Below are 24,804 nucleotides of genomic sequence, written 5' to 3' on the forward strand. Positions count from 1 at the left end.
CCTCCGCCCGCTCAGAGATCCGACAGAGAGACCCGACAAAGGAGTTCCATGGCACACGTCGTCCCCTTTCGAGGTGTTTATTTCGACCAGGCACGTCTCGGGACCATCCGCGACCTGGTGGCGCCCCCCTATGATGTCATCGATGCGGCCGGCCAGAAAGCGTTGCACGACCGGCACCCCAACAACGTGATCCGGTTGGAACTGGGCTTCGAGCAGGCTTCCGATTCGGAGACGGACAACCGGTACAGCCGGGCCGCCCGATTCTTACAGGATTGGCTGGAACAGAGCGTGCTCAAGCGGGATGCCTCCCCTTGCATGTACCTGTACCGGATCACCTATCGGACGCCCGAACGAGGCTCGTCCGCTACGAAGACACTGACCGGATTCCTGGCGAACTTCAAACTGGCCGAGCTCGATTCGGGGGAAATCTATCCGCATGAAAATACCAGGGCCGCCGCCAAGACGGACCGGCTTCGGCTGCTCGAGGCTTGCCGGGCCAATTTCAGCCCGATCTGGTCCCTGTATTCGGACCCGGAAGGGGCCGTGAGCGGCCTTTTTGAACGGGCCGTTTCCGGCAAAGCGCCGCGCGCCGCGTTCCGCGATGAAACGGGAGACGAGCACAGCCTGTGGGTCATTGACGACCCCGCCGTCTTGCGTCAGGCCGTGGAGTTGATGCAGCCGCGCCCGCTGTTCATCGCCGACGGGCATCATCGTTACGAAACGGCCTTGAACTACCAACGCCTGCGCCGCAAGCAGAACGGGGCCTCCCAGGAACTTCAGCCCTACGATCAGGTGCTCATGCTGTTCTCCCGGCTGGAAGATCCGGGGTTGACCGTGCTGCCCACCCATCGCGTCTTGACCAAGCCGGCGCCGCCGACATCGCAACTCAGGGCGTTATTGGAGCCGTGGTTCGAGACCGTGCCATTCCGCTTGCAGGGAACGGCGGAGGAAACCGCGCGGACGACGTTTCTCCAGGCTCTCCGCGACAGAGGGAAGACCGATCCCTGCTTCGGCCTGGCCGTTCGAGGCAGCGGGGAATACTGGCTCTTGGTCCAGCGCCCGCAACATCGCCTTCCGGAGACGGCTTCGCCGCGCGACCGGCTGGACGTCTCGATCCTGCAACAACAGGTGATCGCGAAGCTCTGTCCGACTCAGCAGGACTTGGAATCCATCGTCTACACGAAGGACGAATCTGAAGCGCTCGATTGGGTCGCCAAGGGCACCGCGGAGGGGGCGCTGTTGCTGAATGCGACCAAAGTCGATGAGGTCCGGGCCGTGGCCGTCGCCGGGGAGCGGATGCCGCACAAGTCCACCTATTTCTATCCCAAGCCCGTGACGGGCCTTGTCCTGCACGTGATGGAGGATCGGGGGTGAAAGCCAAACTCCTCGTCGTCGACGACGATCCCGATATCCTGACGATGCTCCAGGATCGCCTGGAGGCCGGGGGCTATCAGGTCGTGACGGCGAAGGACGGCCGCCGCGCGCTCGAACTGATCGAGCAGGAGGCGCCGAATCTGGTGTTGCTCGACATCGAGCTGCCCTACCTGTCCGGGCTGGACGTGCTGCGACGCATGGGACAACCCAAGCCGGGCGTGACCTCCGTCGAATCCGCTCAATCGGATCGGCATCTGCCCGGCGACCTGGAACCGCCGGTCATCGTCATGACCGCCCACGGGACCATCTCCACCGCGGTCGAGGCGATGAAGCTCGGCGCCTACGACTTTCTCACCAAGCCGCTGGACAAGGACCATCTGGCGATCGTGATTCAGAAGGCCACCGAGCGGGAATCCCTGCGCCGCCAGGTCGCCGTGCTTCGCGGCGAGATTGACAGCCGGTACTCCACCATCGTCGGCAGCAGCCCCAAATTCACCACGATCATCGAGGGCGCGAAACGGGCGGCCAACTCGGACGCCAGCGTGTTGCTGTTGGGCGAAAGCGGGACGGGGAAGGAACTCTTCGCGCGCTCCATTCACCAATGGAGCCCGCGCCGCCAGAATCCGCTGGTCGTCATCAACTGCGTGGCCTTGACGGAAACGCTCTTGGAAAACGAATTATTCGGCCACGAACGCGGCGCCTTCACCGGGGCCGACCGGTTGTATAAGGGCAAGATCGAGATGGCGGACGGGGGCACCGTGTTTCTCGACGAGATCGGGGACATGTCCCTGCCGCTCCAGGCGAAACTGCTGCGCGTGCTGCAAGACCGGGAGTTTCAGCGGGTGGGCAGCACGAAAACAATCTCCGTCAACATCCGGGTCATTGCCGCAACCAACCGGGATCTGAAGCAGGCCGTCAAGGCCGGCCAATTCCGGGAGGACCTGTACTTCCGGTTGAACGTGATCAACTTTACCCTTCCACCCCTGCGCGAGCGCCCAGACGACATCCCGGCGCTCGCCGAGTTTTTCCTGAAGCGCCACAGCCTGGAATCGAAGCATGCGGGCATGAAGCTGAGCGCCTCGGCCAAAGCGGCCATGCTGAGCTACGCCTGGCCGGGAAACATCCGGGAACTCGACAACACGATCGCACGGGCTGTTGTCCTAAGTCCCTCCGAGGAGATCGAGCCGGAATCATTGGGGCTGACGCCGACAGAGCCGGCCCATCCGCCGGCGCCCGTCCGCGAGCAGGCGGACCAGAGTTCCGCACAGACCTTTCCGTATATGAATCTGCCGTACCACCAGTCGATGGAAGAACACAGCCGCATGTTGATCCTGCGGGCGCTGAAACAGTCGGGCGGCAACCAAACCAAGGCCGCCGAACAACTCCACCTGCAGCGCACCTATCTCGCCCGCCTCATGAGACAGAAGAACCTCGACAAGGAACTGCCGGCCGACAGTTGAGTCCGGGTGGTTCTGACAAGCTTTTCAAGCGCTCCGGCCCCCTGCCCTCGCAACCGATTCGGTTATTGGCTTGGAGAATGGGCGAGCGAGGCATCGTTGCGCGCGGCAAGCGAAATCCGCCTGGTCGCGACGTCCCGCTCGGCCTGGGCGTAGCGTTCGGGCGTGCCGATATCGGACCAATAGCCGGTCAAATCAAATCCCAGCACGAGCTCGTCTCGCGCGATCGCCTCCAGATAGGCGTCGATGATCGAGGACGGTTGGCCGGCCGGCACGGAGCGGAGCAGGCGGGGATGCAGCACATGAATGCCGGCGAACATGCGCGGAAAGACCTCCTCCCGGCTTTCCTTTCCCTTGCCATTGATGCGAAGGATGCGCCGGTCGCCGTCGATTTCGACGAGGCCCCATTGCGCCGCGTCGGGATCTTCGCGCAACACCAGCGTGGCGGCGGCCTCCCGTGCATGGTGGAAATCCACCAGCTCGCTGAGATCCATCTCGAACAGGGTGTCCCCGTTGAGCACCAGCGCCGGCTGGCCGTTGAAAAACGATTCCACCTGCTTGATGCCCCCGCCGGTTCCCAAAATCACCGGTTCGCGCGAGTAGGTGATCCGCATGCCGAACCGCGCCCCGTCGCCCAGCGCGTGTTCGATGAGCGGCCCCAGATGATGCAAGTTGATGATCACGTCGCGGAACCCGTGGCGCCGGAGCAACAACAGGTTCCAGACGATGAGCGGCGTGCCCCCGACCGGCAGGAGCGGCTTCGGAATGCTGTTCGTCAGCGGCCGCAGGCGGGTCCCGAGACCGGCCGCCAGGATCATGGCTTTCATGAAATCACGTCAATCGACAAGCGTCAGTCGTCAAGCGGAAGTCAACATCGAAAGGACAAGATTCGAATGATCGTCTTCCCGATTGACGAATGACGGATGACCCATGACGATTCATTGGAGTTCCGGCACGTAGGGCGCGAGGTGCTGCCGCAGCGCCGCCAGTTCAGGATACTTCTCGAGATTGCGCCGCACGTACCCCAACACGCGCGGAATGTCCGCCAGAAATTTCGGATTGTGCTTCATCCGGTCGATGTAGACGAAGCGGCCGGCTGCTTTGAGATTGCGCTGGATGCTGGTCAGGTCGAAGACGCGCCGATACGCCGTCGGCTCCATGCGCAGTCCATGCCGGGCCAATCCGTCCAAGTAATAGGCGATCAGCTCGTCAACCAGCGATTCGTCCAGGGCCAGATAGGCATCGCGCAGGAGAGACGCCAGGTCATAGGCCGCCGGTCCCATCAATGCGTCCTGAAAATCGATGATGCCGATCCGGTTCCCGTCCACCATCAAGTTGCGAGAGTGATAATCGCGATGGACAAGCACGTGAGGTTGCGCGGCCATCAGCTCGGCAATCTTGCGGAACTCGTTCTGGACGAGAACCGCATCCTCCGCCTTCATCGGAGCGGGCCGCCGGGCGTTCACCCCGTATTCGAGGAAGTGGTCGAACTCCCACATCAGGAGCGGGACGTCGAATTTCCGGTGGAACGCCACGCACGCGGGATTGGTCGGCGCCGTCGCCTTGACTTGGATGACCACCAGACTGTCGATCGCCTGCTTATAGAGCGAGGCGATGCGGGACGCGTCCGCCTTGGCGCAAGCTTCCAGCAACGTCAGATCGCCGAAATCCTCCAGGTACAACAGCCCTGCTTCGCGGTCGTAGTAGTGCAGCGTGGGAACCGGCAAGCGGAACGCGGACAGATGGGCGAGGATGTTCGTGAACGGCAGTTCGGCGATCTGAACGGTGCCGCTGACCGCCTCCTCGGAGGCTTTGAAGGCTTCCGGCTCGGCGAGCTGCATGAGGATGACCGAGGCCGTCCGGTCGTTGGGCTCGCCGGCGAGGTGAATGCGGAAGTACCGGCGGTTCGAGGCGTCGCCCGCGAGCGGCGTCAGGGTTCCGAACCGGGCGTGAAACGGCAGTTTCGTCCGAACGGTATCCGCGACTCGTTGATGATCGGGTGGAGCAAGCGGCGCCGCCGGAGCCGCGGGGTTGGTCGTGCCCATACGGACGCGCATTATACCTGAAGTGCGGTCGTTCACGAACAGGACTGCAAAATCCGGCAGAGGGTCGAACGGGACAAGGCGGTCGATGGGAGAAGCCGGCGGATGAGCCGGCCAGGAAGGAGAAGGGAACCGGTCTCCGGAGCGTCGGCTCGACGCCCCGGAGACCGGTTCATTTCCTCTGGTTCAGTTCCCGTTCTTCGGCTGCATGAACAGCCGGCGGGGCCGCCTGGCCTGATGGTTCAGATCTGCCGCATGCGCATGGGGCCGCGGCGCGTGATCTTGATGCATCTGGCCCTGCTGCGGAAACCCCTTGTGCTGTGGCTGGCCCGTTCGACCGGCGTCGGCAAATCGGTTCCCCTCAACCGGCCGGCTGAACTCGCGGCGATGCTGACCGTCACCGCGACGGTGCGATTCACCCGTCTGATGCCCGTCGTGCCTTCTCGATCCGCCGGCTCCATAACCGGGACGGCCGCCCCCTCGATGAGCGGGGCCACGGCCGGAACTGGGCCCGTGGGAGTGGGGCGCCGGACTTCCCGCCGCGCGGGGTACCGGTCTGCCGAGCAGCTTCTCGATCGCCCGAAGCTGGAAGTGGTCTTCACCGGTGACGAAGCTGGTGGCGCGCCCGATCGCCTTCATGCGGCCGGTCCGCCCGATCCGGTGAACATAGTCTTCCGGCGTATTCGGCAGGTCGAAATTGACCACATGGCCGATGTTCGCCACGTCGATCCCGCGCGCCGCGATATCGGTCGCCACGAGAATGCGATAGGTCCCGCGCCGGAAGCCTTCCAGCGCCGCGCGACGCTGCGAGAGACGCCGTCCCGCATGCAGCACCGCCACCCGGTGGCCCTTGTGCTCCAAGGCGGTTCCCAGCCGATCCGCCCGATGTTTGGTGCGCGTGAAGACGAGCACGCTGCCAGCCGGGTCCTGAATCAAGTTCAAGAGCAGGTTGATCTTGTCGTCGTGCGTCGTATGGTGCACCTCGTGGGTGACCGTGTGCGCCGCCGTGGCCGGCGGATTGACCATCACCTGCACGGGATTCTTCAACCCCGCCCGCGCCAACCCGTCGAGATTGTCCGGCATGGTCGCGGAGAACAGCATTGTCTGCCGTTCCGGAGACAAGGCATCCAGAATCTGGTTGAGCTGCGGCGCGAAGCCCATGTCGAGCATGCGGTCCGCTTCATCCAGGACCACGATCGTGAAATAGGCCAGGTTCACCGTCCCGTTCCACATGTGATCGAGCAAGCGGCCGGGCGTCGCCACCACGATCGTCGGGCGTTGGTGCAGCCCGCGCACCTGAATGCGGAGGTCTTCGCCTCCGACCAAGGCCGTCGCGGAAACCCGGCGGCTGCGCCCGAGCAACCCGATCGCCCGTTGAATTTGAAACGCCAGCTCCCGGGTCGGGGTCAGGATCAACCCGCGCGGCGGGCCGGCCGGCCCGCCGGCCAATCGTTCGATCATGGGAATCACGAACGCGGCCGTCTTGCCGGTTCCGGTCTGGGCACAGCCGAGCACGTCGCGGCCGGCCAGCCCAGGGGGAATGGCCTTGGCCTGAATGGGCGTCGGGTCCGTGAATTTCGCCTGGGCCAACTCCCGCAACAGGGCGTCGGAAAGTCCCAGCGAGCGGAACGTCACCGTTCCGTCCTGCGCCGGTTGGGCCGGCGCGATCGCTTCGTCAGAGGTGGAGGGCACAGGGGTAGAAACGGAAGAAGCAGAAGTCAACACAGAACACTCCTTGGTGAAAGTGAGGCAGGATGCTACGCGGGCACAAGAGCGGATCAGCGGATCGCTCGGAGGCGCACCCTTGAGAACCCTGCTATGAGCATCGCATGAGACGAGGTCAGAGAATCGAAGGAGGCAGAATCAGAAAGGAGTCCGCTCCGAGGAGGATCTGAACGCGCTGCGATGACGAGGCCCGGAATATTTATGGTTGCACGGTCGCCGGGCCGTCTCGACAGTGATGGGCACACCATACAGGACAAATTCCTCCGTGTCAAATGGGACAGCATCAGTGATGAACCGGATCAGGACCCCACGCGCGTGCCGAAGGCGGCGAACAACTCGCCCGTGAGGTAAGGCGTGCCGTCCTGGTCACGCCACTTTTTGCGGCGGAGATAATCGTTGAGGATCCGGCCGTCGGCCGTCCTATGGACATGCGGATAGGCTAGGTTCATGCGATACCGCTCCACAGCGCCCGCCACGCGGCTGATGAACAGGACCGTACCGTCAGCTTCCACCCGCTCGACCACCCCCACATGCGTGAGCGGATCGTTGACCGCGCCGTCCCCGTTGTAGTCCCAGGTATTGTCGAAGAACACGAGATCGCCCGGCCGGACGACCGGCCCGTGATGGATGCGGCCGTGCCGCCGCACATGCTGATAGATCAGGCGGACGCCGTTAGCCTGTTGGCTCTCATCCGTGTTTTCGTACAGGTCGATGCCGTGCCGGAGGTAGATGGCGCGCGTCACGCCTGCGCAGTCGTAGGCGATCCGGCGCCCATTCACCTCGACTGTGCGAACGCCGACAAGGGAGGCCGCGGTCCTCGCCACCGCCTGCTGCCTGGCCACCGTGTCGCCGGCCTTGCAACAGACGCGCGCCTGAACCGGCAGGTGGCCGGAGCGGTCTCCCGACGGGCCGGCACAGCCGACCGCCAGAATCAACAACGCCGAACCCAGATGCCAGCCAACGCGCGTCATGTGCCTCCGCTGTCATGACCGCCGCCCAGTATAGCTCAGCGGGCAAAAGATGCACGTCACTTGAGGAAAACATCCGGTTGGCCAGCCGCAGCGCCCGCCTCTCGACAACTCCGCCGCAAAGGCACTATAAGGAGCGCATGGAGTACGTACATCTCGGTCGAGCCGGAGTCAAAGTCAGCCGGCTCTGTCTCGGCACCATGAACTTCGGCCCGCTCACGAGCGAGCAGGACAGCTTCGCCATCATGGATCGGGCGCTGGAGCTGGGGATCAATTTTTTCGATACCGCCAACGTCTACGGGTGGAAGCTCGGCGAGGGGCTCACGGAGCAGATCGTCGGGCGGTGGCTATCTCAGGGACAGGGACGACGCGACAAGATCGTCCTCGCCACAAAAGTCTTTGGTCGCATGGGGGACTGGCCGAATCAGTCCCGACTCTCAGCGCTCCACATCAAACGAGCCTGCGAGGACAGTCTGCGCCGACTCAAGACCGACCATATTGATCTATATCAAATGCACCATGTCGATCGGGAATGCCCGTGGGAGGAAATCTGGCAGGCGATGGAGCAGCTCGTGCGCGAGGGGAAAATTCTTTACATAGGTAGCAGCAACTTCGCGGGATGGCATCTCGCGCGAGCGCAGGAACTCGCCGCGCAACGGCACTTTCTGGGCCTCGTGTCGGAACAGAGTCTCTACAACCTGCACGAACGGATGGTCGAGTTGGAAGTGATTCCGGCCTGCGAGGCCTACGGCATCGGCCTGATCCCTTGGAGCCCGTTAGCGAGAGGGCTGCTGGCCGGCGCCTTGCAACCTGTTTCGTCGGGACGGCGTGCCGACGAGGACCTGCGGAAGGAAGTGGAAACCAACCGCGCGAGGCTGGAAGGGTATGACAGGCTCTGTGCGCAATTGGGCGAGCGCCCCGCCGACGTCGCTTTGGCTTGGCTCCTCCACCAGCCGGCCGTCACCGCGCCGATCATCGGTCCCCGCACCCTTGACCAATTGAACGGGTCGATGCGGGCCTTGTCCCTGTCGCTCTCGCAGGACAGTCTCAAGCGGCTCGACGAACTCTTCCCTGGTCCGGGAGGACGGGCTCCCGAGGCCTATGCCTGGTGAGGTTCGCTACGGTTCCGTTATGCGCCGCCACCCCACCGCCCCGAGCAGGGCGCCCAGCGCATCGGCCGTCAGATCCCACGGATCGGCTTCCCGGGGCGGCACAAAGACCTGATGGAGTTCATCGCTGGCTCCATACAGCGTGGCCGCCACGATGGCCAGCCACAGCGCGTGCTTCGCCCCCCATTCCCCTGCCGCCCACCGGAACGCACGGTAGCACAACAGGCTCAAGCCTGCATACTCGATCAGGTGCAGCACCTTGTCGCTGATCCCGCCAAGGAACGACGGCAGTTCCTCCTCCGGATGGGGCAAGGCCGAGAGCAGGAAGATCGCTCCGGCATACACCACCGGCGGCGCCCAATAGGCGAAAAGCCGGACTGCGGCAAACGGCGAATACTGAGGCGACACCTGCTCATGATTCATCGGTCGCGCAGCCTTCCGTTGAACGTTTGCGAGCCTGTTACGTCCATGACATACTCCACAGCAGCCGCTCGACCAATGACAAAGGCCTGGTCATGAAACGCGCCGCGCTGTGCTTCCTGTGGCACATGCATCAACCCTACTATACCGACCCGGTCACGGGATCGGCCAGCATGCCTTGGGTGCGCCTCCACGCCACCAAGGCCTATTACGACATGGTCTACCTGCTTGATCAATTTCCCCGCATCTCCGCCACTTTCAACTTTACCCCGTCGCTGCTCAGACAATTGGAGGAACTGACGGCCGGCGCGATCACGGACGTCTTTCTGGAGCATGCCAGGAAACCGGCCGCAGAGTTGTCTCCGGAAGAGCGCGCCTTCGTGATCCGACATTTTTTTTCGGCTAACTGGGCGACCATGGTGCGTCCCTCGCCGCGCTATCAGGAACTCTTGGTCAAGCGCGGGCTGCATGTGGCCCCGCAGGATCTCGAACCGCTGGCCAAGCGGTTTACGACACAGGACCTGCTCGATTTGCAGGTCTGGCATAATCTCGCCTGGTTCGGCTACGGCGCGCGGCACCGTTTCCCCCACCTGGCCGAACTGCGGAAGAAGGGGCGCGGGTTTTCCGAACAGGATAAGGACGACGTGCTGGCCCTTCAGCTCGACGTCATGCGCGAGGTCGTGCCCTCCTATCGCAAACTGGCGGCGCGCGGCCAAATCGAACTCACGACGAGCCCGTTCTACCACCCGATCCTGCCGTTGCTGATCGATACCGAGATCGCGCGGCGCTCGCTGCCGCATCTCCCGGCTCTGCCGCAGATCAAGGCCCCGGCAGATGCGGAGGCCCAGATCCGGAAGGCGGTCGAATACCACCAGCTCGTCTTCGGGGAGCCTCCGAAAGGCCTGTGGCCGTCCGAGGGCTCGGTCTGCCCGGAGATGATCCCCCTTCTGCACCAGGCCGGCCTCCGCTGGTTCGCCACGGACGAAGGCATCCTCGCGCGGTCGATCGAGACGCAGCAGGGCCCCTGGCATCGTTCGGTCATGTTGTATCAACCGTATGAGATCCAGCACCAGGGCCGAATCCTGCGCGCCGTCTTCCGCGACCGGGATTTTTCCGACGCCTTCGGCTTTCGCTACCATCGGACCCTGCCACAACTCGCGCTGGAAGACGTGGTCCGCCGGCTCCGCACGATCCCGCACGAGTCGCCCCGGGAAGACCTCCTGATCCCGGTCATCCTCGACGGCGAAAATCCCTGGGAGCATTACCATGACGGCGGCGAGGAGTTCCTCTCGCTGCTCTACCAGAAGCTGACCGCACAGGCCGCCGACGAGCCGGGCCACTTCGAAATCCACACCAAGACCCTGTCCGACGCGTTGACCTCCTGTCCCGCTCCGGCCAAGCTGCCTCATCTGCATTCCGGCTCATGGATCAATGCGGATTTCACGATTTGGATCGGCCATGAGGAGGATCAGCGCGGCTGGGAATTACTGCGGCACACCCGGCAGCGGCTCCTGGAGGTCTCGCCGTCGCTCGATCCCGACATCAGACAGGCGGCCTGGGAAGAGCTGTATGCCGCAGAAGGAAGCGATTGGTTCTGGTGGTACGGCGACGAGTTCGAGACGGACTATAAGCTTGAGTTCGACCGCCTGTTCCGCGCCCACTTGCGTAACGTGTGGACCAAGGCCGGCCTCATCGCCCCGGATCACCTGCACCAACCGATTGTCCCCCCTGCCCCGGCTCACGCCCAGCAGGACCTAGTCGCCTTGCCGACCGCCTTGATTTCGCCCAAGCTCGATGGCATGGTGACGGATTTCTTCGAATGGTACGGAGCCGGCACCCTGCGGGTCGCTCCGCCGCTCGGCGCCATGTGGAGCCCGGCCCGGTATTTCGCCCATATCGCCTTCGGCTTTAATTTGGAGACGTTGTTCCTTCGCTTGGATCCTGACCGCACCTTGAAGGATCAGGAGCCTCCGCTGTCCGTCGAGTGGGACATCCGCACTACTGATCGCGCCTACAAGGTCACGTTTCCGCTGATTCCTCCGACCGAAGGGACGTTCCTCCTGACCCGCGGCGTTCCGGGAGAGCCGTTCGAATATGCCAGGGAACTCCAGGGGTTGGCACGGCAGCGCATCATCGAAGTGGCCGTCCCATTCAGGGAATTCGAGTTGACGGCAGGTCAGTCGTTTGCGTTCAGCATTTTGGTGACGCGGGAAGGGCTGGAGGTTGCGCGCTATCCGCACCAGCACCCGGTGACATTGGAAGTGCCCACGTCGGATTTCGATGCTATGATGTGGCGCGTCTGAGCATAGTGCTGAGTGCTGAGAGTTGAGTGCTGAGTATTGATCGAAGAGAGGACAGACAACTCATCTGTTCCACTCAGCACAGCACTGAGCACTCAGCACTTGCTGTTCATTGAGCGGAGGGAGAATGCCCGAACTACGTCGTGATCCGATCGTCGGCCGGTGGGTGATCATTTCGACCGAGCGCGGCGTGCGGCCGCGCGACTTCATCATCACCCCGCCGCCCCAGACCTCGCCGGTGTCGTTGTGTCCCTTTTGCCCGGGGCAGGAATTGCTGACCCCGAAGGAGATCCTGGCCTATCGCCCGCAGGGCAGCGAGCCCAACAGTCCGGGATGGAGCGTCCGCGTCGTGCCGAACAAGTTTCCGGCGCTCCACGTGGAAGGCGAACTGGGGCGCGAGGGACTCGGCATGTACGATCGCATGAACGGCGTCGGCGCGCATGAGGTCATCATCGAGACGCCTCGCCATCAGGAGACGTTGGCGGAGATGCCCGTCAAGCAGATCGAAGACCTCTTGTGGACCTACCGAGACCGGCTGCTCGACCTGAAGAAGGACCCGCGGTTTCGCTATATCCTGATTTTCAAGAATCGCGGCGCCGCGGCGGGGGCTACGTTGGAGCACACCCATTCACAATTGATCGCGTTGCCGGTCGTCCCCACGGCCGCCGAGCAGGAGATGGAGGGCTGCCGCCAACATTACGAAGACAAGGAACGCTGTTTGTATTGCGACATCGTGCGGCAGGAGCTGGCCGACGGCGCTCGCATCGTGGCGGAGAATCCCGAGTTCGTCACGCTCACGCCCTACGCGCCGCGCTTCCCCTTCGAAATGTGGATCTTGCCCAAACGCCACGCGGCCTACTATGAGGAGAGCCAGAAGGCGCAGTTCGAGTTCATGGCGCCGATCCTCTCCGAAACGCTGCGGCGGATGGATCGCGTGCTCGCCCGCCCCGCCTACAATATGATGCTGCACACCTCGCCGCTCCACGAGAGCAGCGGTCCCTTCTACCATTGGCACGTGGAGATCATCCCGAAGCTGACCCAGGTGGCGGGATTCGAGTGGGGCACCGGCTTCTACATCAACCCCGTTTCGCCGGAGGAGTCGGCGAAGTTTCTGCGCGAAGCCGAGCTGTAGCCCCTCTTGCCGCCATTCCAGGTTGCGGCATAAGATCGAGCCGATGAAAGTCCATCTCAGCCATCCCGAAAGACAGATCGAGATCAAGGGGCCCAAGCGCGTCCAGGACCTGCTCCGGGATCTCAATCTGCTCGTCGAAGCCCATCTTGTGATCCGCGGCAGCGACCTCATGACCGAAGACGAGGTCGTCGCCGACGGCGACAGTATCGAAATCCGCCCCGTGATCTCGGGCGGAAGCCGCACGTAGCTGAAGTCTCCGGCAAGCCTTGCTCAACAATCGGGCAGAGGCCCACCGCTTGGTTCCGACCCTCTTTCTTGAAACTTCTTCGCAGTCCTTTTACCTTGTCAGGCGTACACTCCCGGCTTGTAGAAGCGGTCATAGAAGGTGTGATCTAGATGATGGGCCTGATAGGCCAGCACCGTTCGGAATGGACCACTATAAGCGGGGAATCGTCCATACCGGCTGTAGACATAGTCGCAGTAGGCAATCGTCGCCTCGATGGCCCGGTCCGAATAGCCCGGAATGCCCTGTTGCACGCTCGCCCCATCCTGCCAGGCGCTCGTTGCGCCCCCATCGCGCAATGTCCCTCGGCCTGCCCCATACTTGTACTCCACGAAGGCGCGCACCGCTTCTGCCATCGTTCGGTAATAGGGCGGGCAATAGGGCTTGAGCAGCGCCTGGCCGTTTCGCTCCAGCCCCACCCCCGTCGGGACAGGCAGGTCATCATGGAGCATACGCAAGAGCCCCGTCCTCAACCAGCCGGCGCCGATCGTCCGCGAGAAGGGGATCTCCTCCATGCGAAAGTCCAATGCTTGGAACCAAGCGAACGGATGCGCGGCAAAATGGGAAAATCCGCCCAGGCCCAGCGCTTGAGCCATCAGCCCAAGGTTCTGCAGCATCCCTCCCTGCTCAATGGCGGCAAACTCGTACAGCCAAGTTTCCAGACTGGTGATAGTCGCGACACGGCCTTGCTCAGGATCATCGGACAGATGGCCGCCCTTGCTCCCGGCAAATCGCGCCAGGCCGGCAGGCTGGAAACGATGTCGATCATCAACGACGAAATATCCGAAGTCCTCGCTGAAGGCCGAGAGGAGGATGTTGATGTAGAGAGCCGTCACGTCGTTGACCGGGAGAAAATAGGTGGTGCCGGGCCGATTCGCGGACCACTTGTTGAACGGCGGCACATAGGGCAGGGTCCGAGGCACGTCCGGCCGCCGGTCGCTGATCCGCACTCGATGTCGTTCGTAGAGTTCGACCAATTGATGGTTCCGTCCGGCTTGAATCAGCTCAGGCAGGGCCTGGCGAGGATAATCCTGAGGACGTTTGAGCATCCAGGCGCCCTCGTCGTTCAACACGAACAACACCACGGCATGGGCCGCATCGCCGCTCGCCACGGGGCGACCGACGAAATGAATCAAGATATTCCCCCCTCCGGACTCCAGGACAGCCCCATCTTGATAAGGGAGATCAGCAAGCCCGTACCCCGTGATGCCGCACGCGGCAAACGCCAGCGCGGCTTCCTCTTCCACCTGTAAGGGCTGGGGCGGCAGGGCGCTCTGATAGGCCAGGGGTCCGCCGTTCAGATGCATCCCCCTGCCAAAACGTCGAGAGCGGCGCTCAATAAGGGCGTCCAGCAGCGGATAGGTTGCCGCCCGCTCCAGCGGGGATTGAGTGGCGAACGTCATAGAACTTCTCTCCATCTGGCTCTTCTCCCCTTCCGTTCGATCTCGCAACCTACCGACAACCATTCATCTGAACATTTACTCTCAATGATCAGTACGAGCGAGCGCCTAGTTTGGATCTCTCGCTCAGTCGCACGACGTCGCGGCAGACTTTGCCCCTCCTCCCCTCCCTACTCCCAAAAGAAACAGACCGATCGACCGGCATGCCCTGTGAACAAACGTCCAAGAACTGAACCAGGACGTAGATAGTGATGAAAGCCGAGAAGGTTTTGCCATTCCTCAAGGCAGGCGCGTCACCAAACTGAGCTGGGAGATTGTCCGTGATGAATCGCTGTATAGAAGAAACGAGCTTTGTGCAAATTTGTGGCGCTGGAGGAAGCAGAGTCGTTAGAAGATTGATGAATGCCACCAGGCAATCGTTTGGAGAAACTGACGGGAAGCCGCCACGGTCAAATGAGCATTCGGGTCAACGACTACAGTCCTTCGGTTATCCAGATACTTTGGGACGACAGATCGACTCTGGGTGAACATGCAAGCGAAGTATGACCTGGAGGTCGAGAAGGATCGGTTGGAGACCGGGTTGAGAGAGAAGTCCCCGTCCTCGCCCGTGCGAGTTAGGTTGCAGCGAGGGAACGCACCAGGCCCCGCACAATCATTGCCGACATTGAACTATGTCTTTCTGCGCGAGGCGTCAATTCGCCGACACCGGGACGACATCATGCTCAGGACCTGCCGCGTGACCTCAACCTGCTCGCCGAAGTTCATCTGGTGATCGGAGAAAACGGCCGCATGACCGAATACGAGGTCGTGGCCGACGGCGATAGCATCGAGATTCGCCCCGTGATCTCCGGCGGCTAGCCGGGCCTAGCCAATCTCCCCCATCAAGTTTTGGATGGATCGCTTCGCCCGACCATGCGAGCGAGGCATGACCTGTGGAGGATGCCGCCTATTCACCCAGAGAAGACTGACTAAGTAGTGCTGTGTCCTCATTCTGCATACGAGATCGCCTCTGAGGCTTATGGCTCGCTCTCCCTCTCGCGCAGCCGCTCGAAGGCCATGGCAATCTGAACCTGGGTCTCCTGAGGCAACTGCGCCACGGCGACTTCTTTGCCTGATGTGGTGATGACCGAGAGCGACGAGGGTTCCCCCATGCCGGCGGCGACAACGAGCTGCTCGACCGGTTCCCCATCAATGAACGGCAGCAGGGCCGCGACCTGAGTATAGCCGACACACGCAGTGAGCACATTGGTCTTGCCAGGCTTCAAATTGACACGGGCCGAGGCGGTGGAACTTGCAAAGGTGCCGGTGCTCGGCGTACTCAAGAAGGGGACCATCGGCTCGCCTTCGGGCAGCACCCGGATGGTAAAGATCGTGCCGACCGGAATGTTGGTCGCGGTGAGCGTGACCGTCACCGGATTCATGGTCGCAGCGGGGAGCGTGAGATCGGCCGTCGCATAGGCGCCGGTCGGGCTTGCCGGCGCCGTCAGGCCGCCGACTGTGTTAATAGTCAGCGTGGGGAGGGTGGTAAGGGCCGGGGTGCCGGCGGCGGAGACAGGACCCAGTGTATTCGTGACGGACGCGGCGGGATTGATGGTGCCCGGGGTACTGCAGGTCGTACATTCCACCCGGATCCGCCCCGGAATCCCGACGTGATACGGCGTACAGCTCGCAGTGCCCCCGAGGGCTTCCACCAGCCCTTGGTGCGTGAGCTGCGGCGCCACCAATCGGATGGCCCCGCCACTCCCCGCGCCGCCCGTGTACCGATCACAACTGCCACTGTAGCTGTAATTGCCCGCCCCGCCGTTGGCCCGGAGCATCCCCCAGGGAAATCGTAATTTGAGTGGTCGAGGCGATGACAATCGCGCCCCCGCCGCCGGCCCCGCCCGCGCCCCAGATCGTGGTATCGCCCGCCCCGCCACCCCCGCCGGATCCGCCGAATAACGGGATGAGGCTCACAAACGTCGCGGCCGCGCCGTAGAACCCATCGCCGGTGGTCACGCTCCACCATTGGCCGCCGTTCCCGCCGCCCGGCCCCCGCCCCGCGGTCCCGTCCCGGGTCCCACGCCGCGCACGCCCCCTGGCCACCCGCGAACCCGCCCGGTCCCCGGGGCTGCTGCCGGCGATCGGTGTCGAGCCGCTGCCGGTGGCCGGCGCGGCATTCGTGCCGCTCACGTTGATCGTGCCCGCAATGGTGACATCCCCCTGCGCCAGCAGGGTGACCGGCGTATTGGCGCTGTTGGGCTGAAAGGTGACGGTAACCCCTGCGGGAATATTCACCGTCGTATAGTTCAAGATGCCGTCCGCCGGGAGCACCACGGTGGTATTGGACGCGGGGTTGAACGCGCCAAGCGCCCCGGTACTGCCACTGCTGAAGGTCTGGCCGAGAGCCGGGACCGTCCAGAAAATCGTCAACAGGAGTCCAACCCCGTGTCGCCAGTTCAGCCCCATCGTCAGCCCTCCCCTCTTCGTTGAATCCTCCCTGATCAAGTCATCCTGTGCCATCACGGCATCACAAAATTGCTGTAGACGTTCAGCACACTCGTCTGCCCGGCGGGGAGCGTGAGCGAGGCCGAGGCGGTCGAGCTGGCAAAGGTTCCGGTAGAATTGGCCGTGACCGAGGTGGCCGTCGTGAACGGGGCCAGCACCACGAACGTGAACGTGCTGGGGACCGGCGTGTTGGTCGCCTCAATCGTCACCGTCACGGGATTGGTGGTGCCCGGCGGCATCGTCACATCGGCGGTCGTATACGTGCCTCCGGGCACGGAGGGGGTGCTCACCCCGCCGATGGTGCTGATGCGCAAGGTCGGCAAACTGGTGAGCGCCGGCACGCTCGAGGCCGTCACCGGCCCCGGCGTCGCGGCGATCGAGGCCGCGGGATTCGTCGCGTAGATGGCACCCAACGTGAAGGCTTCAATGCGAACCCGGCCCGGCCCGCCGCCGGTCGGACAGCCGGGGGTGCCGCCCAGGGCTTGAATCGTCCCGAGGTTGGTGACTAAGGGCGCGACCAGGCGAATCGCCCCGCCACTCCCGGCCCCGCCGGCTCGCCAGTCGCAGGCCACCCGGTAGCCGGCCCCGCCATTGGCGTTGATCACGCCGGTCGATTGCACGGTGATTTTGGTGGTGGAGGCGATCACGATGGCCCCGCCGCCGCCGGCGCCCGCCGCGGTCGAGGGATAGCTGGCAGTGCGCCCGCCGCCGCCCCCCGCCGGATCCGCCAAAGAGCGGCAGCAGACTCACGAAATCCGCCGGCGCGCCGTAGGTCGCATCCGTCGTCGTTGTGTACCATGGATTAAAGATGCCTGGAGCGCCACCCCCGGCCCCCCTGCCCCGCCGCCCCATTATTGTTCGAGGTCGATTTGGTCCCGCCCTGCCCACCGGCAAAGCCGCCTGGTCCGCCGAGCGAGGGCGGGCTGGGATTGTCGCCGGAGTAGGGCACCGCATCGTCGCCTTTGACGCTGATCGTGCCGGCAATACTCACATCCCCTTGGGCCAAGAGCGTCACGGGCGTGTTCGCGGCATTGCGTTGAAACGTGACGGTGACGCCGGCCGGAATCGTCACCGTCGTGTAGTGCAAGATCCCGTCGGCCGGGAGCACCACAGTGGTATTCGAGGCCGGGGCCAAGGCCCCGAGGCTGCCGGTACTGCCACTGCTAAACTGCGCCGCCGGGGCCGGATCCATCGGGCCAGCGGTCAGGATCGCGAGAAGAACCGGGATGACCTTACGAAGACACGACCAGTTCATAGACAACTCCTCTGTGTTCACATCGTTAGGGCATCGCTGCACTGACGGGCGGCCCAACGGTCATACTGCGCCCGGTGGGCGCACTGGTACTCGGCACATCGGGATAGACCATCCAGTCACTGGTCGGGGGCGCGACCGTCATCGCGCGCCCGGAGGGCGCGGCGGTGGCGGAGACCGACGGAAAGGGCATCGCCACGCTCACATGGCTCCGGGTGAGGGCGAAGGATGGTGCCGGCGCCGCGATGCTGATCGTCACGGAGCCGCTGTTGGCGGTGCCCTCCGGCGTGGTGACCGTAAAGGCGTAGGTCCCCGGCGGCACGGTCGAGGCGACCACCAGCTTCACCGGCAAGGATGTGGCCGTGACCCCCGTCAGAATCGTGGCCGAGAGGCCCGCTTGCGTAAACGTCACTGCCGTCGCGTTCGAGAGCTGCGTCCCGGCGATGGTCAGCGTGCGTTGGGTTCCTTGTGCGACGCTGCTCGGCGTGACACTCGTGATGGTCGGCGCCCCAAGGACGGTGAACGCCTGCGGGCTATTCGCGCTCCCGTTCGTATTCGTGACGCTGACGGTCCCCGTTGTGGCACTGGCCGGGACTGTCACGATAATGGCGTAGGCTGTCGAGGATACGACCGTCGCGTTCGTGCCGTTGAAGATCACCATGTTGTTGCTCGGCGTCGGATCAAAGCCATAGCCCTGAATCTTGACTTGCGCACCGACCGCGCCTTTCCCTGGCAGCAAGGTATAGATGCCGATTCCACTTGCACCCGGCGTAAAGCGATCGCTGCCGAGCAGGTTGCCGACGGCGTCATAGTTGTAGATGGCAGTGTTGCCCGCTTCGTCGACGACAGTGGTGAGCCTGCCGAGGTCGTCGTAGGCATATTGGGCCTCACCCGCCCGGACAACTGAAAAAATGTTCGTGAGAACCGCAAATATCAAAATGCTCCCCATTCCTCGAATGATTCGCTTCATCAGCTTGCCTTGTGCTAAAGCCGTGTGTTCTCGAAATTATTTGTGAAAGACCGTAGCTTCGAAGTGCTCAATGCTTCTTCCCTACTGTCTTCCTGGGTGGCCAGAATTTGGTTTAGAATTATTGTGTTGACCTCTTCGCCCCTACGGTCTCGCCGCAATCCAGTCCAAAACTAACGCCCATCCTTCTTGCCATGTCTCTTCTCTTTTCGTGAAGCGATCGACTCGTTGCTTTTTCCGCGAATCGCTCTGGCCGTTGTTCTCTCCACCTTTTCAAACGTCTCATAGATGGACTGGTCATCGTCCCAGGTATGCATCTGACCGTCTTGTTGGCGCAGCCAGACTATGCCTTTTGTACCCTGCAGCACAGCCCAAGTCTCTCCCTTGCGACAGATGATACCTGTTGGCTGACCTGACTGATCTGTAACCTCGATATTTTTCCTTAATTTGACCGAATCGCCAGCTCGCAGACCACACCGATACCGCTTGACAGGATATTTGCTGACAAATCGAATTTTCTCACTAGTCATGTCAGTCTGCTCCGTGGTGCTGATCCTTCGAGTCTCATTGGGGCACGAGGAAACGCAATCCGTCGGGCAACTCATTCTTTCTTCGGCTCAGGTCGATCGTATCGAGGTCAAGATCACCTGCTTCAGCAGGATCAACGAGCTCGAACAGTAGGCCAAGTGCAATCCCGCCAATCTTCCCTGCCTCCGTAGCAAACTTTAGCCATTGTTTGTACGCCTTGCTCTCCTTGAGGTTCCTTTTATCTGCTGCAGCATCGTTGCCTCACCACTTTACGTGGGTGCACAGATGGGAGAACCTATATGTCTTCACGTATAAGCTTCTTTGAACGCGCATCGAAACCCTCGAGATTGGCCTCGTCATAAATGCTGACAGTAATCTCCTTCCTATAATCTTCACTCATAACATGAGCATGATGTTCCTGCGGATTTGCAAGAAGCCGATCCAAATCATTTCTCAGCTCTCTTGCCTCATCAGCTGTGAGATAAATCGTCACGCTGTCGAGCTTACGGTCTCCTCTCTGGTCAAGTAGTCTCATAAGCCCTCTCTATCGACGTGGTACACCGCCAGGGTAGATAGGCCCTGATTTAACCCAGTCACCATTGATCTTTTCATCCATATGTACATGAGGACTCTCATGTGGATGCGTCTTATTAATGTGGAATTGCATTCGTTTAGTGCCATCCTCTGATAAGAATATTTTGTCTCCGTGCTGGTTCGTGATGACCCGTGGATTCTTACCCAAGAAATCTTCAGCCCTCTTTACCGCATCGTTGATTCTATCTGCAGATTTAGCCGCTCTAACGCCTAAGCCAAGCCCTGTCACACCTGGCGTCAAAGCTCCAGCGACATCTGCACCGAGGGCGAAAATGTTCTCTTCGCGGTTTTTTCGCCCATCGATTGCCAACTGGAATAAATCGTACGCAATAAATGAGAGATCAACATATGTGTCCGGGGTCAACAGTTGAATTGCTTCACCTCTCGGATCAATGCGATTCATAGGATTATTCGAAACGTACGTATAGAAGTTGGGATCACCTCCACGAAAACCAATCGGATCCTCACCCATGAACCTCTGAAATCCAGGATGGTAATACCGCGACCGATAGTAGGAGAGCCCAGTCCCATCATCCTCCCGCCCCGTGTACTGAAAGCTGTTGGTCGATGCACCGGTCTTGGTGGTCTTGCCGAACGGCTCATAGGTGTATGTGGTCTGCGCCGTCCCCGTTCCGTCGGTGAGGGCCAGCGTGCTGCCCAATACATCCGTTTGATAGAACTCATCCCCACCAGATTGCTTCCGGATAAACGGCTCATCGATGCTCAAGCTTCTGATGTAAGTGGCGGATGGCGTGGTACCAGCGAGCTCTGCTAACACGTCGGCTCCGTCGTACCAGAATCCAGTCGTCGCACTATTGATTGTCTTGCTGGTTCTGCGTCCCAATCCGTCATACACGAAGCTCGCGGAGAGACTGGGCCCGCTGATCGCCGTGAGTCGATTGCGGGCATCCCAGGTATAGGTTTTCGTCCCATCGTTGGTAAGATTTCCATTGGCATCGAAGGTCTGTGTCACGCCATTAAACTGCGTTTGCTGGTTCGCAACATCGTAGCTGTTGGAAGACACAGCTATTGGGATGAGTGAGGCCGCCGCGTTGGCCCGGGTCAGCTTGATCCGATTGCCCGCCGCATCGTTTTGATAAGTCAATGCTTCAATCGTGGTCGGCGTCTTGATGTGATCAATGCTGAGTAGCCGATTGGCGTTGTCGTAGCCGTAGCTCGTCACCACGCCGTTCGGATAGGTGAGTGACGTTCTTCTACCGGCATCGTCGTAGGCCAAGGTGACGGTCTGGGAACCTTGGGTGACGGTCTTGAGCCGTGAATTCTTATCGTACGTGTACGTGACATCCGTCTGACCGGTGGCGCTCAATTTGAGCCGTCGGCCGATTTCATCGTATTCCACCGTCACCGTGCCGGGCGTCGTGGCTTCTTGCACCCGGGGATGATGCCCGTTGCTCACCGTGTCATACGTCCAGGTGATATTGCCGCCGACGGAATCGCTGACACTGGTGAGCCGTCCGATCGCATCGTAGCCAAAGGCCACGGAACTATCCGGATAGGTGGCCCCCGTCCGGCGGTTCAAGGCATCGTAGGTGAACGTCGCTTGCTGACTCTTGCGATCCGTGAACGTGGTCAGATTGCCGTTCTTGTCATAGACATAACTTTCCGTCCGGCTCAGCGCATCGGTCCGGGTCTTCAAGCGGTCCATCTCGTCATAGGTATAGGCCGTCGTCTGATTCTTCGCATCCGTCACAGTGAGCAGATTGCCATTGTAGTCGTAGGTGAACCGCGTGAGACCACCCATCGCATCTTGAATGGCGGTAACCCGGTTCACGTCATCGTAGCTGAAGCGGGTGAGGGCTCCCCGGGGATCGACGAGATGGGGCAGCCGCGACACCGTGTCATAGTACCGCGTCGTGACATTCCCCAGCGCATCGGTGGTCGTCGCGAGGTTGCCCACCGCGTCATAGCCGAAGCTCGTCACGTGCGTCAGCGGATCGGTGATGCTGGTCGGCTGGCCGGCCGTGTTGTATTGGATGACCGTCTGCTTATTCTCCGGATCCGTGATCGTGGTCGTCCTAGCCGTATCGTTATAGCTAAACGTCGTCACATTGGCCGGCGAGAGGGCATCCGTGATCGTGGCGAGGCGGTTATAGGTCGCTTCATAGGTGAACGTCGTGGTGTTGTTCTCAGGATCTTTAATGGTCGACACGTTCCCCATGCCGTCGTACGTAAACTCCGTCCGACGGGAGAGCGGATCCACCACGGCGGTGAGCTGGCCGAGGTCGTCGTAGGCGTAGTGGGCCTCGCTGCAATAAGACGAGTCTGTGGGTAAGATAATCCAAGCCATAGCAAAGACTGGCAGCCACCAGAGTTTAATCATATTCATATTCTTCGAGTTCATATGATTTGCTATTCACCACGTATAACAATAAGTACTTCTCCGTCTCTCGCATCAATGAGAACAGTCGCGCCTCCCCCTTTTGGTCTTCGACCTTCAATACGCTTAGGGAGATAAAAAATAGTCCAAAAGGTTCGGCCTTGCAGTTTGGCTTGGTGCTGCTTGTATTGCTCGCGCGATTCAGCTACTCCACTGTCCCTTAGAATTGACATGAACTCATCCCACCGCACGTTGCCCTTATCCACTTCCATATCAAGGTCCTGTGGGTCTAATCCCAACTTGTCGACCTCTTTGTTTGCGATCTTGATAGCTTGCTCCTTATTGACTCCGACGCAGCTCTCTGGGTCAGCATCATAGGCCAACATCCTGACGGTGAGCAGACACGCCAGGGCGTGGGTCTGTGCAAACGTTCGTGGGATGTTCACGAATCTCTCCATCGAAACCTCTAACGCTAAGATGAGATTCGACCACTTTCATCTTTCCTCTTATTCCTGGTAGCGAAATTCTTTAGAACATTCCAAATGCCAAAGAACGGAGGTCCTTCCTCAATGTCCAATGTCACGTCACCGAAATCCAACGTGCGAATGAGCAGACGACACATCTTTTGTTTATTTACCTCTCCAAATTGGGATGGCGAGACACTCAGGATAGCTGAAGATGGAATTGACTTAAGGTCCTCACGCTCGCACCAAATGACCCTATCTGTTGTGATCAGTAGCCAGTCATTCGCACTGCGAAAACTGCCAATCACTGGCACTTCCTGATGAGTTAGACTAACCTTCTGTAAGATCACTTGCTGTTGCATGCCTTGCATTTGACTAAAAATCAGTGTGTATCTACCGATTCCGCCTTTCCGTTCAAATATGGATTTTAGTGATTTGGATCTGGATTCTTTTGTCATAACTGACCTCACGGCAAGAAGGCTCTTAAGAGAATTATGTCAGCATTGATGTGAGTTAATTCGAAGCCAAGGCGCCGCGCTGCGGCCCCGCTCAAATTCGCAAGACTTTGGTTCACTATTGCACTCCCAGTGATACTTATCTGTGAAGCGCCTGTTGCGGCCGCTTCTGCTCTGAGCGCAGCAGATAGTGCCCGCAGGCCTTGCGCTCCTTCGGTTGCCCATAATCCTATTACATTTATATTGTAGGTATTCCCAACCAGTCCGGCGTTACCCCAAATCTCATAGCCAGCTACACTTCTGACTGCCCCGGTTGCTTGTGTGGCATCTGCAAGAGGGACCAAGGCCCTACTGGCCTCTGATATGGCGCCTATTCCGCGGAGAGAGTTTATTGCCGGCCCGAGGCCGCATAAAAGTCCGGCGGCAGCTCCTTTGCCACCTCCTCGGAGTGCAGCGCTGGCGGCACCGTATAGAACCTTTCTTCCACTAAGAACGTTGTCATAAATTTGCAATCCAAGGTCGAGGCCTGCTCCGAATAGAGTGGACCCAACTACACATGCGACCGTGAAGTTACCGCTCGGATCAGTCGCGTTGATCGGATTATTTTGGACATACGCATATAGATTAGGGTCTCCACCCGAAAAACCTACTTGATCCTCCTGGATAAAGCGCTGCAATTGCGGTTGATAATATCGAGCCCTGTAGTACAGAGTCCCAGTGCCATCTTCCTCTCGCCCCGTATACTGAAACGAATTTGTTGACGCGCCATTCCTGGTGGTCTTACCAAACGGTTCTTGCGTGTAGGTCGTGCCGGATGTCCCGCTACCATCAGTCAAAGCTAGCGTACTTCCCAACGCATCGGTCTGATAATACTCATCCCCGCTGGATTGTTTTCGAATAAATGGTTCGTCGATGGAAAGACTTCTGATATACGTGGCGGTTGGAGTACTTCCACTCAACTCGGCTAGGACGTCACCTCCGTCATACCAAAAGCCCGTTGTGCTGCTGTTGATGGTCTTGCTGGTCCTGCGTCCAAGTCCGTCGTACACGAAACTGGCGGAAAGACTTGGTCCACTGATGGCCGTCAACTGGTTCCGCGCATTCCAGGTGTAGGTCGTCGTGCCGGAGGCATCCGTGAACGACGTCAGATTGCCGTTATTGTCGTAGACGAGGTTTGTCGAGGCGCTGTTAAAGCGCGTCTGTTCGTTGGCCGCATCGAAGGCGGTATTCGTCACTGCTTGGGGGATGAGTGACGCTGCCGCATTCGCGCGCGTGAGCTTGATGCGATTCCCCGCCGCATCGTTCTGGTACGTCAGCGCTTCGATGGTCGTCGGTGTCTTGACGTGGTTAATGCTGAGCAGTCGATTGGCGTTGTCATACCCGTAGCTGGTCACCACCCCATTCGGATAGGTCAGACCGGTTCGGCGTCCCGCATCGTCATAGGTCAAGGTCACGGTCTGCGTGCCTTGGGTCACGGTCTTGAGCCGGGAGTTCTTACTCATATCGATC

The 24,804-nt window shown here is 60.7% G+C and carries 23 protein-coding genes; 7 read left to right on the forward strand and 16 right to left on the reverse strand.

From position 1 onward, the window contains the following. Nucleotides 1-48 precede the first annotated feature (48 nt). Nucleotides 49-1,374 carry a DUF1015 domain-containing protein gene (locus tag QWI75_RS17210; RefSeq protein WP_289270069.1) on the forward strand — a complete coding sequence of 442 codons (1,326 nt, stop codon included), beginning with the start codon at nt 49-51 and terminating at the stop codon, nt 1,372-1,374. Continuing rightward, entirely contained in the window at nt 1,371-2,834 is a 1,464-nt protein-coding gene (locus QWI75_RS17215; protein ID WP_289270072.1) for a sigma-54-dependent transcriptional regulator, read from the forward strand. Before QWI75_RS17210 ends, QWI75_RS17215 begins: the two co-directional genes overlap by 4 nt. A gap of 62 nt (nt 2,835-2,896) precedes the next feature. Here the strand turns inward: QWI75_RS17215 and QWI75_RS17220 are convergent, their stop codons facing one another. The 4 genes from QWI75_RS17220 to QWI75_RS17235 all read right to left on the reverse strand — a co-directional run bounded on the left by QWI75_RS17220 (nt 2,897) and on the right by QWI75_RS17235 (nt 7,569). Then, nucleotides 2,897-3,658 carry a nucleotidyltransferase family protein gene (locus QWI75_RS17220; protein ID WP_289270074.1) on the reverse strand — a complete coding sequence of 254 codons (762 nt, stop codon included), beginning with the start codon at nt 3,656-3,658 and terminating at the stop codon, nt 2,897-2,899. Nucleotides 3,659-3,769: 111 nt separating this feature from the next. Next, nucleotides 3,770-4,876 carry an aminoglycoside phosphotransferase family protein gene (locus QWI75_RS17225; protein ID WP_289270075.1) on the reverse strand — a complete coding sequence of 369 codons (1,107 nt, stop codon included), beginning with the start codon at nt 4,874-4,876 and terminating at the stop codon, nt 3,770-3,772. 183 nt (nt 4,877-5,059) lie between these two features. Continuing rightward, nucleotides 5,060-6,598 carry a DEAD/DEAH box helicase gene (locus QWI75_RS17230; RefSeq protein ID WP_289270078.1) on the reverse strand — a complete coding sequence of 513 codons (1,539 nt, stop codon included), beginning with the start codon at nt 6,596-6,598 and terminating at the stop codon, nt 5,060-5,062. A 299-nt stretch (nt 6,599-6,897) separates the two neighbouring features. Beyond that, a complete protein-coding gene (locus QWI75_RS17235) occupies nt 6,898-7,569 on the reverse strand; it encodes an NlpC/P60 family protein (RefSeq protein ID WP_289270079.1) in 672 nt (223 codons plus the stop codon). Between the two features lie 137 nt (nt 7,570-7,706). On the opposite strand from QWI75_RS17235, the gene QWI75_RS17240 reads away from it, so the two are divergent. Next, nucleotides 7,707-8,678 carry an aldo/keto reductase gene (locus QWI75_RS17240; protein ID WP_289270081.1) on the forward strand — a complete coding sequence of 324 codons (972 nt, stop codon included), beginning with the start codon at nt 7,707-7,709 and terminating at the stop codon, nt 8,676-8,678. Between the two features lie 6 nt (nt 8,679-8,684). On the opposite strand, the gene QWI75_RS17245 is transcribed toward QWI75_RS17240, so the two are convergent. Then, on the reverse strand, nt 8,685-9,098 hold the full coding sequence (locus QWI75_RS17245; RefSeq protein ID WP_289270082.1) for a VanZ family protein: 414 nt from the start codon (nt 9,096-9,098) through the stop codon (nt 8,685-8,687). Nucleotides 9,099-9,190: 92 nt separating this feature from the next. Here QWI75_RS17245 and QWI75_RS17250 point away from each other — a divergent pair, with 92 nt between their 5' ends. From QWI75_RS17250 to QWI75_RS17260, 3 genes are all read left to right on the forward strand, one after another. Next, nucleotides 9,191-11,398, forward strand: coding sequence for a glycoside hydrolase family 57 protein (locus QWI75_RS17250; RefSeq protein ID WP_289270084.1), 2,208 nt, complete (start codon nt 9,191-9,193; stop codon nt 11,396-11,398). A 124-nt stretch (nt 11,399-11,522) separates the two neighbouring features. Further along, on the forward strand, nt 11,523-12,527 hold the full coding sequence (gene galT, locus QWI75_RS17255; RefSeq protein WP_289270086.1) for a galactose-1-phosphate uridylyltransferase: 1,005 nt from the start codon (nt 11,523-11,525) through the stop codon (nt 12,525-12,527). A gap of 43 nt (nt 12,528-12,570) precedes the next feature. Continuing rightward, entirely contained in the window at nt 12,571-12,774 is a 204-nt protein-coding gene (locus QWI75_RS17260; RefSeq protein ID WP_289270088.1) for a MoaD/ThiS family protein, read from the forward strand. 98 nt (nt 12,775-12,872) lie between these two features. Here the strand turns inward: QWI75_RS17260 and QWI75_RS17265 are convergent, their stop codons facing one another. From QWI75_RS17265 to QWI75_RS17295, 7 genes are all read right to left on the reverse strand, one after another. After that, nucleotides 12,873-14,213 (reverse strand): hypothetical protein, encoded by a 1,341-nt coding sequence (locus tag QWI75_RS17265; protein ID WP_289270090.1) that lies wholly within the window; start codon nt 14,211-14,213, stop codon nt 12,873-12,875. A gap of 1,013 nt (nt 14,214-15,226) precedes the next feature. After that, a complete protein-coding gene (locus QWI75_RS17270; RefSeq protein WP_289270092.1) occupies nt 15,227-16,027 on the reverse strand; it encodes a hypothetical protein in 801 nt (266 codons plus the stop codon). Further along, on the reverse strand, nt 15,975-16,658 hold the full coding sequence (locus tag QWI75_RS17275) for a hypothetical protein (protein ID WP_289270094.1): 684 nt from the start codon (nt 16,656-16,658) through the stop codon (nt 15,975-15,977). The genes QWI75_RS17270 and QWI75_RS17275 overlap by 53 nt, the downstream gene beginning before the upstream one ends. Before the next feature lie 53 nt (nt 16,659-16,711). After that, nucleotides 16,712-17,428: a hypothetical protein gene (locus tag QWI75_RS17280; RefSeq protein ID WP_289270096.1), complete on the reverse strand. Its 717-nt coding sequence runs from the start codon at nt 17,426-17,428 to the stop codon at nt 16,712-16,714. Nucleotides 17,429-17,499: 71 nt separating this feature from the next. Next, nucleotides 17,500-17,952: a hypothetical protein gene (locus tag QWI75_RS17285; RefSeq protein WP_289270098.1), complete on the reverse strand. Its 453-nt coding sequence runs from the start codon at nt 17,950-17,952 to the stop codon at nt 17,500-17,502. Between the two features lie 25 nt (nt 17,953-17,977). After that, on the reverse strand, nt 17,978-18,919 hold the full coding sequence (locus QWI75_RS17290; protein ID WP_289270100.1) for an IPT/TIG domain-containing protein: 942 nt from the start codon (nt 18,917-18,919) through the stop codon (nt 17,978-17,980). A gap of 170 nt (nt 18,920-19,089) precedes the next feature. After that, complete coding sequence (locus tag QWI75_RS17295) at nt 19,090-19,446, reverse strand: hypothetical protein (RefSeq protein WP_289270102.1); 357 nt, start codon at nt 19,444-19,446, stop codon at nt 19,090-19,092. Between QWI75_RS17295 and QWI75_RS17300 the strand changes: the two genes are divergently transcribed. Next, complete coding sequence (locus QWI75_RS17300; protein WP_289270104.1) at nt 19,445-19,597, forward strand: hypothetical protein; 153 nt, start codon at nt 19,445-19,447, stop codon at nt 19,595-19,597. The two genes, QWI75_RS17295 and QWI75_RS17300, sit on opposite strands and share 2 nt — an antisense overlap. Before the next feature lie 142 nt (nt 19,598-19,739). On the opposite strand, the gene QWI75_RS17305 is transcribed toward QWI75_RS17300, so the two are convergent. The 4 genes from QWI75_RS17305 to QWI75_RS17320 all read right to left on the reverse strand — a co-directional run bounded on the left by QWI75_RS17305 (nt 19,740) and on the right by QWI75_RS17320 (nt 24,797). Next, nucleotides 19,740-19,979, reverse strand: coding sequence for a hypothetical protein (locus QWI75_RS17305; protein ID WP_289270106.1), 240 nt, complete (start codon nt 19,977-19,979; stop codon nt 19,740-19,742). A 9-nt stretch (nt 19,980-19,988) separates the two neighbouring features. Then, nucleotides 19,989-22,379 (reverse strand): RHS repeat-associated core domain-containing protein, encoded by a 2,391-nt coding sequence (locus QWI75_RS17310; protein ID WP_289270108.1) that lies wholly within the window; start codon nt 22,377-22,379, stop codon nt 19,989-19,991. A 29-nt stretch (nt 22,380-22,408) separates the two neighbouring features. Continuing rightward, nucleotides 22,409-22,822 (reverse strand): hypothetical protein, encoded by a 414-nt coding sequence (locus tag QWI75_RS17315; protein ID WP_289270110.1) that lies wholly within the window; start codon nt 22,820-22,822, stop codon nt 22,409-22,411. Nucleotides 22,823-23,306: 484 nt separating this feature from the next. Beyond that, nucleotides 23,307-24,797, reverse strand: a complete 1,491-nt coding sequence (locus QWI75_RS17320) for an RHS repeat-associated core domain-containing protein (protein ID WP_289270112.1) — start codon at nt 24,795-24,797, stop codon at nt 23,307-23,309. Between the last annotated feature and the right edge of the window lie 7 nt (nt 24,798-24,804).

The sequence above is a fragment of the Nitrospira tepida genome (genome assembly GCF_947241125.1).
Classification (GTDB): domain Bacteria; phylum Nitrospirota; class Nitrospiria; order Nitrospirales; family Nitrospiraceae; genus Nitrospira_G; species Nitrospira_G tepida.

Bases quoted from the DNA above. Each gene is read 5' to 3' on its own strand.
- QWI75_RS17210 (WP_289270069.1), top strand. From the start codon at position 49: ATGGCACACGTCGTCCCCTTTCGAGGTGTTTATTTCGACCAGGCACGT.
- QWI75_RS17220 (WP_289270074.1), bottom strand. From the start codon at position 3,658: ATGAAAGCCATGATCCTGGCGGCCGGTCTCGGGACCCGCCTGCGGCCG.
- QWI75_RS17225 (WP_289270075.1), bottom strand. From the start codon at position 4,876: ATGGGCACGACCAACCCCGCGGCTCCGGCGGCGCCGCTTGCTCCACCC.
- QWI75_RS17235 (WP_289270079.1), bottom strand. From the start codon at position 7,569: ATGACGCGCGTTGGCTGGCATCTGGGTTCGGCGTTGTTGATTCTGGCG.
- QWI75_RS17240 (WP_289270081.1), top strand. From the start codon at position 7,707: ATGGAGTACGTACATCTCGGTCGAGCCGGAGTCAAAGTCAGCCGGCTC.
- QWI75_RS17245 (WP_289270082.1), bottom strand. From the start codon at position 9,098: ATGAATCATGAGCAGGTGTCGCCTCAGTATTCGCCGTTTGCCGCAGTC.
- QWI75_RS17250 (WP_289270084.1), top strand. From the start codon at position 9,191: ATGAAACGCGCCGCGCTGTGCTTCCTGTGGCACATGCATCAACCCTAC.
- galT (WP_289270086.1), top strand. From the start codon at position 11,523: ATGCCCGAACTACGTCGTGATCCGATCGTCGGCCGGTGGGTGATCATT.
- QWI75_RS17260 (WP_289270088.1), top strand. From the start codon at position 12,571: ATGAAAGTCCATCTCAGCCATCCCGAAAGACAGATCGAGATCAAGGGG.
- QWI75_RS17265 (WP_289270090.1), bottom strand. From the start codon at position 14,213: ATGACGTTCGCCACTCAATCCCCGCTGGAGCGGGCGGCAACCTATCCG.
- QWI75_RS17270 (WP_289270092.1), bottom strand. From the start codon at position 16,027: ATGCTCCGGGCCAACGGCGGGGCGGGCAATTACAGCTACAGTGGCAGT.
- QWI75_RS17275 (WP_289270094.1), bottom strand. From the start codon at position 16,658: ATGGGGCTGAACTGGCGACACGGGGTTGGACTCCTGTTGACGATTTTC.
- QWI75_RS17285 (WP_289270098.1), bottom strand. From the start codon at position 17,952: ATGAACTGGTCGTGTCTTCGTAAGGTCATCCCGGTTCTTCTCGCGATC.
- QWI75_RS17290 (WP_289270100.1), bottom strand. From the start codon at position 18,919: ATGAAGCGAATCATTCGAGGAATGGGGAGCATTTTGATATTTGCGGTT.
- QWI75_RS17300 (WP_289270104.1), top strand. From the start codon at position 19,445: ATGTCAGTCTGCTCCGTGGTGCTGATCCTTCGAGTCTCATTGGGGCAC.
- QWI75_RS17295 (WP_289270102.1), bottom strand. From the start codon at position 19,446: ATGACTAGTGAGAAAATTCGATTTGTCAGCAAATATCCTGTCAAGCGG.
- QWI75_RS17305 (WP_289270106.1), bottom strand. From the start codon at position 19,979: ATGAGACTACTTGACCAGAGAGGAGACCGTAAGCTCGACAGCGTGACG.
- QWI75_RS17310 (WP_289270108.1), bottom strand. From the start codon at position 22,379: ATGATTAAACTCTGGTGGCTGCCAGTCTTTGCTATGGCTTGGATTATC.
- QWI75_RS17320 (WP_289270112.1), bottom strand. From the start codon at position 24,797: ATGAGTAAGAACTCCCGGCTCAAGACCGTGACCCAAGGCACGCAGACC.